The following is a 15,376-nucleotide window of genomic DNA, read 5'->3' as shown; positions in this document are numbered from 1 at the left end:
CCTTAGTCTTGAGCTACTTTAGTTACACGTAGGTTGATAAGTGCCAACGCGCCAACCAATAGGAAGATAAGTGTTGCTACTGCACTTGCTAGACCGAAGTCTTGACCGCCTGCACCTTCGAATGCGATTCGGTAGGTGTAGCTTACCAATAGGTCTGTGTAACCCGCAGGTTCTGATGTACCAATCATGTTTGGACCACCACCTGTCAACAACTGGATAAGTACGAAGTTGTTGAAGTTAAAAGCAAAGCTTGCAATCAATAGCGGAGTCAGCGGTTTCAGCATCATCGGCATTGTGATACGCGTGAAGTTGGTGATGAAGTTCGCACCATCGATAGCCGATGCTTCATAAAGATCATCCGGAATCGCTTTTAGCAGACCCATACATAGAATCATCATGTAAGGGAAGCCTAGCCACGTGTTCACAATCAGGATCATGGTTTTTGCCATGAATGGGTCAGAGAACCATGCCGGGCTGATACCAAACAAACCTTCCAGAAGCATGTTGATCTCACCAAAGCTCTGGTTGAACAAACCTTTAAAGATCAGGATAGAAATAAACGCCGGTACCGCATAAGGCAGAATCAGTAGTAGTCGGTAGATTGAACGACCTTTCAACGCTTCCCACTGAACAACACTTGCTAACACTAAGCCGATAACCAATGTGCAGACTACGGTTAGCGCAGAGAAAACAATAGTCCAGATAAAGATGCTGATGAATGGTTCTTTGATGCCATCATCTTTCCACACACGTTCAAAGTTGTGCGTACCGATGTTCACCACGAAACCTGGAGACACTGTGCTGCCAACAAACTGACCGTTTTCATCCACTGGCTGGTAGTAACCCACTTCCATATTTGGACGCAGTGTTTCTTGGGTACGGTTGTTGTAAAGGGTTTCGCCGTCTTCTTGTAACGTGTAGAGCGGAACCACTGCTGCGAACTTACGCAAGCCGCTCATACGGATATCGTCACCGTTCGGAAGATGCAGGTCAACGCTACTTAGCGCAGTGCGGTTCTTCACGATGGTTTTGATTGGCTCTTTATCGCCTGCCGCCTCTGTAATAGGCGCTAGGTCTAAGTCTGTCTCTGAGAAGCCTTGAAGTTGGAAAACAGGAGTTGCTAGTAGCTCGCCATCTTTCTCAACCACAATTTGGTGGCCCTGCTCGGTGTTGTACAAAGTGAATGGATAGCTATCACCACTTTGGTAAGTTCTGTCTAACAGGACGCTCTGAGCACGATCAAATGAGAGTTGGTTTTTCGCGCTGTAGTTAGTAAACGCCAAACCGATGGTATATGCCAAAGGGAAAAGGATGAACAAAATCATCCCTGCAATACCAGGGTAAATGTAACGGTGTGCGTACGTCTTTTTACTACCGAAAATGAACAACGCTAAAGCGGTAAGAATGATCGTAAGTAGTGCAAACGCAATCTCACCGCGAGAATACATTAGGATTGTTGCGTAGCCATTGAGAATGCCGACTGTGCCTAAAAGTGACCATTTGATGAACACTTTTTTGCTGCTCGGAAGGCTGGCTTCTGGTGCTGTCATAGCATTTGTACCTTGAACTGACTGCATAGGGAACCTGCTAGCGAATATAGAATAAATATAGAAAAGTAAGGAGGAGTTGCCCCCTCCTTAAAAAAGTATTACTGAATTATTTAGTCATTTGTTTTTCTGCATCTGCAAGTGCTGCATCTACAGTTTGACGACCGTCAACAACGTTGATGATTGCGTTCTTAGCCGCACCCCAGAATGCGTTCATTTGAGGAATGTTTGGCATGATTTCGCCGTTCATCGCATTGTCCATTGTCGCAGCGATACGAGTATCTGAATCTAGCTCACGTTGGAACGAGTTAAGCGCTACTGCACCTAGAGGCTTGTCGTTGTTAACCATACGTAGGCCATCATTTGTTAGTAGGTAGTTCTCTAGGAATTCAACCGCTAGGTCTTTGTTTGGAGACGCAGTGCTGATACCAGCAGTTAGTACACCAACGAATGGCTTAGAAGACTGACCTTGGAACTTAGGTAGTGTTGTTACGCCGTAGTTGATGCCAGACTTCTCGATGTTGCCCCAAGACCATGGACCGTTGATAGTCATCGCAGCTTTACCTTGGTTGAATGCAGACTCAGAAACTGAGTAGTCCATATCCGCAGAGATAACGCCTTTGTCTACCAAGCCTTTCACGAAGTTCATCGCGTCTTTCACGCCTTCTTTCGCGATGCCTGCGTCTTTAACGTCGTAACCTTCAGAAGTGTATTTGAACGCGTAACCACCGTCAGCAGCCATTAGAGGCCAAGTGAAGTACGGTTCTTTTAGGTTCCACATGATTGCAGACTTGCCGTCTTTTTTAAGTTTTGCATCTAGCGCTGCAACTTCTTCCCAAGATTTTGGTGGGTTTGGAACTAGATCTTTGTTGTAGATCAGAGATAGAGACTCAACCGCAACAGGGTAGCCAATCAGTTTGCCGTCGTAACGTACTGCATCCCATGCAAAGTCAACGATGCCTTCTTGGATTGCTTTAGAAGGTTTGATTTCTGCTAGTAGGCCAGCTTCTGCGTAGCCACCGAAACGGTCGTGAGCCCAGAATACGATATCAGGGCCATCACCTGTTGCTGCTGTTTGAGGGAATTTATCTTGAAGGCCGTCTGGGTGAGCCACTGTTACTTTGATACCAGTGTCTTCTTCGAATTTCTTACCAACTTCAGCAAGGCCGTTGTAACCTTTGTCGCCGTTGATCCAGATAGTAAGTTGTCCTTCTTCGATGGCAGCATTAGCACCAAAAGAACCCAAAGCAACAAGAGTACCTAGTGCTACAGCGCTTAACTTTTTCATGTTCGTATCCTTTTTATATTTTTGATGTAGGGCTAGTCCATTGAGGTTCAGCCGTATTTCGACATATATCATCTGAAATAATCCAATATGTCTCATCCTCCTAATCCCTACGCCCTTACAATTATGACGTATTTTCGTGATCTAAATCGCCAAGGGTAAGAGACTCAAATCACAAAATGAATACTTCCTGTGATCGGTTTCAACTTTAGGCGGTGCAATAATGTGATTTCCGCCCAACTGCTTCATTACTCCTCCTTTTTTACTCCTCCCCATCTACTCCCCCTACAATTATTTCGATTAGGAGGATGTAGCAGTTAGCACAATCTTAGAAACTGCATTCATCCAAGAGTGGATGGTAAGAACCCTTTCCCAGCAGTGCCTATTAGCTAGGTAAAAAGATTTGCTGGTTTTGCATTGCCAGACGAGTGGAATGTCATTATTGGTGTTGTTTGTGGTAATTATTTCACGGGGGAGACAACACGAATAATGTGGGGGAGAGAAACTCGTACTTGGCTATGATGGGTAGCACTTCTATTTAGGACATTTCATTGAAGTGCTACCCTACTTTTCTTACCAACCGCAATAACTTACCGATTCCTACTGTTACTGCTCGCTAGATAATTCATATAATGATGAGCGGTGAATAATAAAAAAATTGATCGAGGACGAGCTACATGGCGAGTGTCACGTTAAAAAATGTTTGTAAAGCGTATGGCGACGTACTGATTTCTAAAAACGTAGACCTACAGATTGACGAAGGTGAATTTGTTGTTTTCGTAGGTCCATCTGGTTGTGGTAAATCTACCCTTCTACGTTGCATTGCCGGTCTTGAAGACATTACTTCAGGTGATTTGTATATTGGTGACCAGCGCATGAATGACGTCGAACCATCCAAACGTGGTGTTGGTATGGTTTTCCAGTCTTACGCTCTATACCCACACCTAAACCTATACGACAACATGTCATTTGGTCTGAAACTGGCTAAAGCAGACAAGGCAGAAATCGACAAACGTGTTGAACACGCAGCAGAAATCCTACAACTGGGTCACTTGCTTGAGCGTCAACCGAAAGCACTTTCAGGTGGTCAGCGTCAACGTGTGGCTATCGGCCGTACACTGGTATCGCAACCAAACGTATTCCTTCTAGATGAACCTTTGTCTAACCTAGATGCCGCGCTACGTGTAAACATGCGTGCGCAAATTACCAAACTACAACGTCAACTTGGCTGCACCATGATCTACGTTACACACGATCAGGTGGAAGCAATGACCATGGCGGATAAAATCGTCGTACTAGATGGTGGTTACGTCTCTCAAGTTGGTAAACCTCTTGAACTTTACCACTACCCACAGAACCGCTTTGTGGCTGGTTTCATCGGTTCTCCAAAAATGAACTTCATGAGCGTGTTCATCGATGAAGTAGAATCAGAACGCGTTAAAGTTCAGCTATCTAACGGCGTATCATTCTGGATTCCTGTAGATGGTACAACCGTTAACCGTGGCGACCGTATGTCTTTGGGTATTCGCCCAGAGCACCTACTTTCTGCAACCGAAGCTGACGCAACCATTCACGGTGAAGTGATGATCGTAGAGAAGCTTGGTAACGAAACTCAGGTTTACCTAAACCTAGAAGGCGCAGACGCGGATGTGATCTATCGTCAACCAGACACGCTAGCTGTCGACACGGGCGATAAATTGGAAATCGGTATTCCTGCTCACCGTTGTCACCTATTCCATAGTGATGGTCGTGCTTGTAAACGTCTATTTAAAGAAAATGGCGTAGATTTCGAATAAGTTATTCACCTATAGTTGTTATAAATCCCTCTCTCCTGAGAGGGATTTTTTGTATCAAAACCACATAAATGACCGACATCACTCGCTCACTGGACTCATCACTCATACTCCGCACCCAAGACTAAATCATTAACTTCCCTGTAAATAAGTCATCCGTTAGACCATCAAGAAATTAAACCTTAGTTTTTATCATCAAACTCGCTTCTTAATACTTTTCCTCATCCCTGCGTAGCAAGTACCAGCTTTTTCCTAAACAGCAAAACTTAGCCAAAGGTCTAAATTTCATTCTTATTTCCACTTACCTAAACAACACGAATTTTTAAACTTACCTTCGAATTTATGCGTTACAGAAATTCAGAAACATTCATAGAAATGTCTCTGCTCATCAATTAAAACGTTCGCGACACGGCTATTGGGCAATCACCCCAATGGCGGTAGCGTGCTAGAAGGGAAACTAGGTCATGAAACACAAAGGACTAATTCGTTCTTATGAGATGGAGTTCGCTTTTTTATATCGCCTCTCAGATCTTGCTGTCATTGTCACCTTTATGCTGCTCCTAGTATTGAAAGACACAAATACCTCGATGGATAAGGACTACGTCATCTTGTCCTTCGTCGGGGGGATTTCATTTTTGTTTATGGCGGAGAGCGGCAACCTATATCGCTCATGGCGGACAAGCTCATTTAGAGAGCAAATGTTCATTGTTTGCATGTCGTGGTTAATGACAAGCGCCCTACTTTTCATGGTGCTTTACTTTTCCGAAGTTTACCCTTTGTTTGACCGCAGTATCTTAGCGTTATGGGTTACTATTACGCCGGCATTACTGTTGGCGTGGCGAGTGACCTTTCGTACCGTTTTGGCCTATTTGCGAAAAATGGGCTTCAACACACGCACCGCTATCATCATCGGCCAGACCCCTCACGGCATTACCCTTGCCAACGAGATTCAAAACCACACCGAGCATGGTGTTCTATTTGACGGCTTCTATGACGAACGCTCTAGCGACAGATTGCCTAGCTCCGAATACCCAATCAAAGGCGCGGTAAACCAAGCGTTAGAACGGGCAAAACGAGGAGAAGTCGATTACGTATACATTGCGATGCCAATGCATGCTAAAGAGCGCATTGCTTCCATCCTGAACCAGTTCTCCGACACCACAGCGAACACCTATCTGATCCCGGATTTCTTTACTTACAACCTGCTCCATTCTCGCTGGGATCAAATTGGTCAAGTTCAAACTCTCAGCGTGTTCGATACGCCTTTTGCTGGCGTTTCATCCTGGATTAAACGCTTCGAAGACATTTTGTTCTCTAGCATTATCTTAGTGTTGATATCACCAATCCTGCTTGCTATCGCCATCGGTATTAAGTTGACGTCAAAAGGCCCTGTAATATTTAAGCAGCATCGTTATGGTTTGGATGGTCGAAAAATCGAAGTTTGGAAGTTCCGCTCGATGACGACGATGGATCAAGGGCCAAACATCAAACAAGCTACGAAAAACGACCCTCGTATTACTCCGTTTGGCGGTTTTCTACGTCGCACCTCATTAGACGAACTGCCGCAGTTTATCAACGTATTACAAGGCACTATGTCGATCGTTGGCCCTCGTCCTCATGCCGTTGCACACAACGAAGAATATCGTCAGATTGTCGCCCGCTACATGTTGCGCCACAAAGTCAAACCAGGCATTACAGGTTGGGCTCAAATCAACGGCTATCGCGGCGAAACCGACACACTCGATAAGATGGAAAAGCGCGTCGAGTTTGATTTGGATTACATCCATCATTGGTCGGTTTGGATGGACATCAAAATCATCTTCCTTACCGTGTTCAAAGGTTTTACTGGCTCAAATGCGTACTAAGGCGGCGATGATGAAAACAACAACTCCAGCACTTGCGCTTGCCCTTTGTTCAACAGCTACATTAGCAGAGCCAATGGCGTATCAAACTGAATCTGGCATTGAGTTTATCCCATTAGTCAAAGCCTTCTACGAAGGTGACGACAACATTAACAAAGCGGAAAAATCTCAAGATATAGAATCCGTAAACATTTGGGTACTAGAGCCTAGCTTGTTGGCACGTATCGAGCGCAATCAATATCGCGCAGATATTCAGTACAAGCTAAAAGCGGGCTTTTCTTCGGACGATAAGAATGATTACGATGACCATACCTTTCAGTTCACCAATTTTTTTGAATTCAATCATCGTCATCGTTTAGTCGTGGATTATCGTTTTCAGGCATTGCATGAAATCCGCGGTGAAGACATCACTGAAGGACAAGGTAACCTTCTCGATTCACCTATCGAGTTTTACCGTAATGATTTGAAAACCAACTACGTGTTTGGCTCTGCTGGTGCGAAAGGACGATTCGAATTTGGCTTAGGCTACAGCGATAAAACTTACCAAAATTATCGTAACGGTTTACCTGGCAAGCCCAACGCAAAAACTAAGTACAACGACTTCCGCGCCCCAAACGCCCACGTTGAGTTTTACCTTAGAGCGACTCCTAAAACCTATTGGTTAGTTGGGACAAAACAAGTCTTCACCGAGTACCTTAACAAAAACCCTCGCGCTGCATCAAAAGACAGCGACACCGGCTTTTACTACACCGGTGCTGAGTGGGAAATATCGGGGAAAACCCAAGGTATCGCAAGGCTTGGCTATCAAGTTAAAGACTTTGATAGTGAACAACGAGAAACCTTCAAAGGCTTTAGCTGGGATATCGGATTTGAATGGCTACCACAAGAGCAAACGTTGGTGACGGTCAAAACTACCCAAGCAGCCGTCAACCCTGACCAAGATGGTGACTACAACTTACAGACTCGTTATCGCCTAGATATCAAACACGATTGGAACAGCTATTTAGCCACTCGTTTAGGTGGCATTTATCAAGAAGATGATTACACCGGCATCACGAGAAACGACGAACGATATACCCTTTCCGCTGGCGTTGATTATCAAATTAGACGCTGGATTCAATTGAAAGCGGATTGGCAATATCAAGACAAAACATCCAATCGTTCAGGTTATAGCTACGACCAAAATGTCTGGACGTTAAGCGCGCAATTTTCGTTGTAACAAGGAATGTTAATGAATCCATTATTCAAGTTAATTGGCCTAGCTCTGCTACTTTTCAGTACTTTTGTTAGCGCGAATTCAAACGAACAAGATTACCTACTCGATACTGGTGACACTATTTCAGTGCAAGTTTACGGGGAGGAAGATCTTTCTATTAAAAACATCCTCATCACGTCAGATGGTTACTTTGATTACCCTTACCTAGGACGAATCAAAGCGATCAATAAAACGCCAAAACAGCTCAAGTACGAAATCGAAACGGGCTTAAAAGGTGACTATCTAATCAACCCGAAAGTCATGGTGACAATCAATTACTTCCGTTTGTTTTACGTCAATGGCGAAGTTCGTAAACCCGGAGGATTTGAGTATCGACCAGGACTGACAATAGAAAAAGCCATCGCACTAGCTGGCGGGCTCACCGATAGAGCTTCACGTAAAAGCATTAACTTAACCAAACACAAAACTGGCAAAACCGTAGAAGGCGTGAGTATGCAGCGCACGGTTGAACCAGGTGACATTGTCTTTATTGATCAGAGCTTCTTCTAGTGACAGGTAATCAAATGAACGGAACTCATCCCAACAATTTCCAGATGAACAAAGTGGAACTGATTCGTTTTGGCCATCACTTTAAAACACTGAAAAAAAACTGGCTTAGCATTGCTGCGTTCACGCTTATATTCTCATTGACGTGCACTTGGTACATCTACTCCAAAACATCTATTTACCAAGCAACAGCAACGTTATTGATTCAAGAAGAGCAAAAAAGTGCGCTGTCAATTGAAGAAGTGTATGGCGTAGATACGACCAAGAAAGAGTACTTTCAAACACAAATCGCTATTCTGAAATCCAACCACATTGCCGACAAAGTCATTAATGAACTGAATTTAACTCAACACCCTGAATTTACGAGCTCTGGTGGACTAAAACAAAAAATCGACGACATCAAAGCAGTCCCGTTAGTACAAGATTTATTGAATGTTTCTCCTAGCCCAAAAGAGACATCACAATACTCTGAATCTTACTATCAAGCACTTCAAGCCTTCAAAAGAAAGCTTGAAATTGAACCTGTTCGAAACACACAGTTAGTGCGAATTAGCTTTCGTTCTGCCGATCCAAAGTTAGCAACAAGAGTCGCGAACGCGGTTGGTCAGGCCTATATTGATGCCAACTTCGAAGCCAAGCTCGTAGTGACTCAAAATGCAGCAACATGGCTGACTAATAACTCTCAAAAACTCGAAGAGCGCTTAAAAAAATCAGAGCATGCTTTGCAAGAGTTTTTGCTCAAAGAAGGCCTGATTGATATCAACGGCATCGACGACATCTACGCCAACGAACTAGAAGAGCTTAACCGTAAACTCAATACCGCTGTCAATAAGCGCATCGAAGCGCAAACCTTGATCCAACTACTAAAAAGAAAATCTTCTCAAAATCTTGATAGCCTGCTGTCCATTGACGAGTTTGCCAATCAAGCTCAGATTCGTGATTTAAAACTTTCCGAAGCCCAAGCTGCGAAGAACGTTTCTGAACTGGCGCAACGTTATGGACCAAAACACGATCGAATGGTCCAAGCGAAAGCGCAACTCGCCTCTATTCAAGAGCGAACTCAGCAATTGATTCGCGAAATCTCTTTTAGTAAGCAACAAGACTTACTTGCAGCGAAAGCTCAAGAAGACATGTTGCGCGAAGAACTGGACAGAAAAAAATCAGATTTCCAATCATTGGGTTCGCAAAAGGCGCGCTATGAGCAATTGAAACGAGAAGTAGAGTCAAACAAAGATCTTTACGAAGCTTTCTTAAATCGAGAAAAAGAAACCAGCGCTACTAGCGATTACAAAAATGTGACCGCTCGCTTTACTGATAAAGCGATCATTCCACTGTTTCCTGTCGCGCCACAACGAATGAAACTGGTGCTTATCGCCACATTCTTCGGTTTTGCTATCGCTTGTGCATTGGTGATCATTTTAGAAACGTTGCGAGAAGTCATCCGCACTTCAAACGATGTTCAAGATAAGCTAGGCGTGACATGCTTGGGGGTTATCCCAATGGTGAAAAAACGTACCCTGCGAAAAAATGGGGTAAGTTATACCGCCTACTTAGATAAAGATGAAAAACTCTTTAGCGAAGCTTGTCGCTCTGTTCGAACGTCGTTGCTATTAAGGCTGACCAACACTAAGCAAAAGATCTTACCTTTTACTTCAGCGATTCCAGAGGAAGGCAAAACCTCCACCAGCATCAATATGGCGGTGTCCTTCTCGACTATGGAGAAAGTGTTGATTATCGACTGCGACTTGCGTCGTCCATCTTTAGCCAAACGATTCAATATTCCTGAGTCCCAGCCAGGTTTAACCAACATATTGACGATGGATACCGCAATAAAAGATTGTATCGTTCGCATCGATGACGCCAATTTAGATGTACTACCTGCTGGGCTGATTCCACCCAACCCACAAGAGTTGCTGGCATCCAATCGTTTCAAAAAACTACTGGACCATTTTCAAGATAAATACGATCGCATCATCATCGATACACCACCGCTGTTGTCGGTCAGTGATGCACTCATCTTAGGCCAATATGCGAACGGACTCATCACAGTGATTCGTTCCGAGTCCACCAAAGCATCACTGGTTAATGTCGCGCTATCTAAACAAATACAACACTCAATACCGTCTCTTGGCGTGCTTATCACTCAAGCAAAAGCTAAGGAAGGAGAGACTTTATATGTCCAGAAATACGCCTACTAATCCACATGCGTCTTGGTATCAGATATTAAAAAGCCAAGAACGCCCGGTGCTGATATATCAAATGGGTAAAGTCGGCTCGAGTGCGTTAGAAAAGTCGATTCCTAACTCGATTCATTTGCATGATCTTATGGCGATTGATGCGAACAAGCAGATCTCTCCAGTGAGAGCTAAGCTGCATCAACCAAACAAGCATTATGTAAAACGTCTGCTCAAGCGAAGCGTTATGAGCCACATGCTCAAACGTAAACAAGACGTGCGCATCATCTCATTGGTGAGAGAGCCGATTGGTAGAAATATCTCGATGTTCTTTCAATCGTTACCTTTCTGGATGGCAGAAAAATACCTAAATGACGACAGTGCAATTCGCTCTGAGCGTCCGCAATTGTTGCAAGAAGCTTTCGAAGAGCACATGAATCACCACTACCCTTTGGAGTGGTTTGATAATGAAATCAAAACGCTAACAGGGATCGACGTGTTCAATAAACCGTTCGATCATGAAGCTGGTTGCCAAACCTACCAACAAGGCAACTTTTCTCTGCTCGTAATTCGAAGTGACAAGCTGAAGCAATCACCAGCTACCGTTGGCGATTTTCTCGGCTATCCAGTTGATGTGGTCCACGACAACCAATCAAACAACAAATGGTACTCCTCGCTGATCAATGACTTCAAAAACAGCTATCAACCTAAACCCGAGTTTATTGAGGAAATGTTGTCATCCAAATTGACGACCCACTTTTTTACTTCAAGTGAAATTTCCGAACTCAAACAAAAGTATCAAATGGCGCACTGATGAAAACAAAAATTTTACACATCATCAACGACCTATCTCAAAATGGTGGGGCGCAAAAGTTCTTAGTGGACTTGGTGCTCGAGCATAATCCCGAGTATGAAATCAAGATCCTCGTGTTGTGTGCTGAGAACGACTATTTGGAACAACTCTCCGCACAGGGAATCCAATGCTTTAACTGGCAGACACTGTCTCTATCGGAAAAATGGTCACTACTACGCTGGCCAGATCTTGTTCACGGACACCTGTATCCGTCTATTTATCTAGCGCTGCTTGCGATCGGGAAAAAACGCATTCAAACAGAGCACTGCTCTTACAACCGACGCAGAGATTACCCTCTGTTTAAGTTCATCGAATATGTCCTCTATTGGGGTCACCACTATACCGTTAGCATCAGTGAAAAAGTTCAAGAAGAATTGGTGAAGTTCATGCCTCGGTACCAACACAAGTATCGAGTTGTACATAACGGCGTCGACTTAAATCGCTTCCCAATGGCGGCTAAACAAGCCCACGATATCAGCGAGAAAGCAACCATCAACATTGGTATGGTTGGCCGACTACATGAACACAAAGATCACGAAACGTTAATTCACGCCATCGCAAAACTGCCTGAGTGCTACCACTTACACCTTGCCGGAGATGGAGACAGAAAAGCCTCGCTTCAACGACTTGCTCAATCGTTAAACGTTTTACCTCGCGTGCATTTTCACGGAGTCGTATCCGATATCCCTCGTTTTCTCAGCGATATGGATATCTACGTGCAATCTTCCCACGTTGAAGGATTCGGGCTCGCCGCCGTAGAAGCGATGGCAGCAGGTTTGCCCGTACTAGCGTCCGATGTTCCGGGATTAGATGAGGTTACCGGCAGCTCAGAATATCTGTTCGAAGTCGGTGATAGCAATCGGCTTGCACAAAAGGTTGCAGAGCTTTGCGATGACGCGGCTCTTTACAATTCGGCAAGTCATTATTCCGTCAACCGAGCCAAACTCTACACCATCGACAAATTTCGAGAGGGCTATTATGGAATCTACCAACAGCTCTGTACCGATAAGTAATACCGTTCCACTCCTTGCAGCCATTACTCTGGCACTGTTTTTTGTCCCAGTGAAATTCGCTGTAGGTGGCGTGGCACTTGCGCCTTCCGATATCGCAAGTTTGCTTTCTGTTGGCTTAATCGCCTTGATCATTTTAGAAGGAAGATCAAAGCAACTGTTGCATCCATGTATCGGATTCTTGGTGCTGTTTACTGGATATGTATTTATCAATGGTTTGTTGAACAGAGTGCCTTTGGCCCCACTACTGATCGAAACCGTTCAGTGGCTAGCCATTCTTTGTCTACTGAGCTTACTTTACGCTTACGGTGCATTTGATGATGAGCGAGTGATGGTCTATTTCACCTACCTACTTTTTATCATCTGTGCTCTAGTCGCAGCATGGCACTTCGCCCAAGGCTATCAAAGCGGATTTAAATTACTCGGGGTCAGTAAATACGGATTTGGAGTGTTGTGCTCGCTACTCTATTTGTATCGCTACAAAATTCGCCTGTTCCCTTTTTTAATGCTAGTTGCATTTGCGCTACTCGTGTTATCTCAAGAACGAAAAGCTCTGCTGGGCTTTTGTTTGCTGTTTTTTCTCGACCAGATTTTTATTAAAAACTGGATGCGAAAAACCATCAGTGAAACCTATACATGGATGCTTCTCTTGGCGTTGGCATTTGTGGTTATTGGAACAGTCTCTACCACGCTCTACGTCGGTTTTGATGCTCTTGCCGATAAACTGGAGATCACTCAAGAAGACATTTTGTTTGCCAACCAAAGTGAAGCGCGATGGGTGTCCAACTTGCATCGTAAGCTGCTACTCGCAAACGGCATGGATATCTTAACGCAGCATCCTATTTTAGGCGTGGGCGCCAAAATGCTGCCCAACTTTATGATCGATTACTTCAACTACGATGAACTAGCGATTTACACCCACAACTTTGTGCTTGATACCGCCATCGAATACGGTTTGCTTGGCATTGCTTTTCTGTTTGGAGGCTACTTTCTTTTCATCAAATTTTGTTTTCGCAGTATTGATGACAACAGAAAAAGTCTTTTACTCGCGGTTTACGCCCTCATCATGGTGTTCTTCGTTGCCGTAAATACCACCATCATTTTGATACTTTTGTTGCCAGTTATGATCAGTCGAAAACGAACACCAGAACCTCAGACAGTCATCCATTCGCTGCCAGTCAATAAAAGTCACGAATTTTAATAATCAAGGATTTGATCAATGAAATACTCTATCGCTCGACAATTTGAAAAGAACCGAGAACTTCGGGCTGATAACTTCGTCTTGGTGTATCAAATGGGGAAAGTGGGCTCGTCATCTATCGAGCATACTTTGGAAGCGCGTAATATTCCGAGCTATCACATCCACACGTTTGACGATCATGAAGAATTTCACATGTACCACAACAAAAAGGATGTGAGTAAATTCTTCGATTTTAAAAATCGCGCGATGTACCGTTTGGTTCTGAATCAACGCAAGCGCATTTTGCAAAAGCGCGAGCAAATCAAGATCGTTACATTAATCCGTGACCCGATTGCGACGGTTTTCTCCCGTTTTTTCCAAGATTTGCATCTGCAATTTATCGAAGGCAAAAAGAACGATGCCATCCACCGCGATATGGAAGTGACCTACAAGCATCTCGAGCATTGCTTTGATAACTACATCAACCTGAACTACTTCGCAGATTGGTTCGATAACGAGCTAAAACGTAACTTCAGCATCGATGTCATGCGCCAAGAGATCGATAACACTCAACCATTTTTCACGTTCAACAATGACAAAGCCAGCGTCATTCTCATTAAGTGCGAGCAACTGAGTTCCCTCGACAAAGAGATTGGAGACTTCCTAAATGTCGACAACTTTGTTCTGAAAAACAGCAATGAAGCAAAGAACAAATGGTATTCCAACATCCACCAATACTTTAAACAGCATTACGATTTTTCTAAGTTGTTTTACATGTATGACTTACCGCTTTATCGCCATATTTACTCGCAGCAAGAACGAGAAGCTTTCAAAACCAAGTGGTTAAAAACTCCAGGGACAAAGTCAGCATGAAAAAAGTACTGCATATTACCGAAGCCTTTGGTGGCGGTGTTCAAACCGCACTGTACAGCTATGTACATTCATCTCGACATGAACCGTATGAACACTTTTTGCTTGCTAGAGCGCGTCACAATGATTTAACCAAAGACAGCAATCACGATGTTTTTGCTCAAACGAAATGGGTGGAAGGTGGGCTTCTGCAGTTTGTGCGAGACGCCAATCAAACCATCAATGACATAAAACCCAATATTGTGCACTTGCACTCTAGCAAAGCCGGGTTTTTAGGTCGATTTTTGAAACTCAACCACGCCCGCTTGGTGTATACCCCGCACTGCTATGCGTTTGAACGAGAAGATATTTCAGGCTTCGCTCGCCAACTATACAAAGCTTTAGAAAAGGTGATGCTCAACAAAATTGACGTGGTGGCAGGCTGCAGTCAGCGCGAATGTGATTTAGCCATTAGCATTGGAGCAAAACGAGCGGAACTGCTGAACAACTACGTTTCTTATCAAAGTGCGACGCGTGTCGGCCGAGACCATCAAGCTGCATTGAACATTGTTGTTTTAGGGCGTGTCGCACCACAGAAAGACCCTCAATTTTTACTTAACACACTCCGTTGCTTGAATCGATTTGCGCTCAATCGCCAATTAGACATTACTTGGATTGGAGGAGGAGACAAAGAGCTAGAGCAAGCGTTAAGAGCCGAGGGCGTACAAGTAACGGGTATGCTTCCTCGCGATGAAGTGGTTAAGAAACTGCAGGCCTCCGATCTCTATTTACATACCGCCGCATGGGAAGGTATGCCTTTAACGATTCTAGAAGCCGCGAAGCTGCACCTCCCTATGGTAATTCGTTCCATTGGTGCCACAAAAGATCTCAACTATCCTTTTTTGGCGCAAACACCGGAAGACATGGCAAAGCAAATGACACATTGCATCAATCACTATGATGACATTGATTTTCGCCAATACACCACCGAGTTGAATGAGACGTTCAGTGAAGAAAAACAACGCCTCGCTCTAAACAACATTTACAGTTAGAGAAATAGA

At 44.1% G+C, this 15,376-nt stretch carries 12 protein-coding genes; 10 read left to right on the top strand and 2 right to left on the bottom strand.

From position 1 onward, the window contains the following. Positions 1–2 precede the first annotated feature (2 nt). Entirely contained in the window at positions 3–1,577 is a 1,575-nt protein-coding gene (gene malF / locus OU793_RS07550; protein ID WP_005499668.1) for a maltose ABC transporter permease MalF, read from the bottom strand. 79 nt (positions 1,578–1,656) lie between these two features. Continuing rightward, positions 1,657–2,835 carry a maltose/maltodextrin ABC transporter substrate-binding protein MalE gene (malE, locus tag OU793_RS07545; protein ID WP_005463104.1) on the bottom strand — a complete coding sequence of 393 codons (1,179 nt, stop codon included), beginning with the start codon at positions 2,833–2,835 and terminating at the stop codon, positions 1,657–1,659. 674 nt (positions 2,836–3,509) lie between these two features. Here malE and malK point away from each other — a divergent pair. The 10 genes from malK (at position 3,510) to OU793_RS07495 (ending at position 15,367) form a co-directional block, all read left to right on the top strand. Beyond that, positions 3,510–4,628 (top strand): maltose/maltodextrin ABC transporter ATP-binding protein MalK, encoded by a 1,119-nt coding sequence (gene malK / locus OU793_RS07540; RefSeq protein WP_005463102.1) that lies wholly within the window; start codon positions 3,510–3,512, stop codon positions 4,626–4,628. 461 nt (positions 4,629–5,089) lie between these two features. After that, positions 5,090–6,490 carry an undecaprenyl-phosphate glucose phosphotransferase gene (locus tag OU793_RS07535; RefSeq protein WP_023584596.1) on the top strand — a complete coding sequence of 467 codons (1,401 nt, stop codon included), beginning with the start codon at positions 5,090–5,092 and terminating at the stop codon, positions 6,488–6,490. A 10-nt stretch (positions 6,491–6,500) separates the two neighbouring features. Beyond that, positions 6,501–7,706, top strand: coding sequence for an outer membrane beta-barrel protein (locus tag OU793_RS07530; protein ID WP_180793891.1), 1,206 nt, complete (start codon positions 6,501–6,503; stop codon positions 7,704–7,706). Positions 7,707–7,718: 12 nt separating this feature from the next. Then, positions 7,719–8,252 carry a polysaccharide biosynthesis/export family protein gene (locus OU793_RS07525; RefSeq protein WP_005463089.1) on the top strand — a complete coding sequence of 178 codons (534 nt, stop codon included), beginning with the start codon at positions 7,719–7,721 and terminating at the stop codon, positions 8,250–8,252. Between the two features lie 14 nt (positions 8,253–8,266). Then, positions 8,267–10,447: a polysaccharide biosynthesis tyrosine autokinase gene (locus OU793_RS07520; protein ID WP_005478105.1), complete on the top strand. Its 2,181-nt coding sequence runs from the start codon at positions 8,267–8,269 to the stop codon at positions 10,445–10,447. Next, a complete protein-coding gene (locus OU793_RS07515; RefSeq protein WP_031778534.1) occupies positions 10,425–11,237 on the top strand; it encodes a putative capsular polysaccharide synthesis family protein in 813 nt (270 codons plus the stop codon). The genes OU793_RS07520 and OU793_RS07515 overlap by 23 nt, the downstream gene beginning before the upstream one ends. Then, positions 11,237–12,289, top strand: coding sequence for a glycosyltransferase (locus OU793_RS07510; RefSeq protein ID WP_024699641.1), 1,053 nt, complete (start codon positions 11,237–11,239; stop codon positions 12,287–12,289). Before OU793_RS07515 ends, OU793_RS07510 begins: the two co-directional genes overlap by 1 nt. After that, entirely contained in the window at positions 12,255–13,487 is a 1,233-nt protein-coding gene (locus OU793_RS07505; protein ID WP_140103508.1) for an O-antigen ligase, read from the top strand. The genes OU793_RS07510 and OU793_RS07505 overlap by 35 nt, the downstream gene beginning before the upstream one ends. A gap of 18 nt (positions 13,488–13,505) precedes the next feature. Then, positions 13,506–14,339 (top strand): putative capsular polysaccharide synthesis family protein, encoded by an 834-nt coding sequence (locus OU793_RS07500; protein WP_015313523.1) that lies wholly within the window; start codon positions 13,506–13,508, stop codon positions 14,337–14,339. Further along, on the top strand, positions 14,336–15,367 hold the full coding sequence (locus OU793_RS07495) for a glycosyltransferase (protein WP_025634739.1): 1,032 nt from the start codon (positions 14,336–14,338) through the stop codon (positions 15,365–15,367). The genes OU793_RS07500 and OU793_RS07495 overlap by 4 nt, the downstream gene beginning before the upstream one ends. The last annotated feature ends 9 nt before the right edge of the window (positions 15,368–15,376 follow it).

It is taken from the genome of Vibrio sp. VP6 (assembly GCF_028823755.1).
In the GTDB taxonomy this organism is placed as follows: Bacteria; Pseudomonadota; Gammaproteobacteria; order Enterobacterales; family Vibrionaceae; genus Vibrio; species Vibrio parahaemolyticus.
This window is presented reverse-complemented; position numbering and strand designations above follow the sequence as displayed.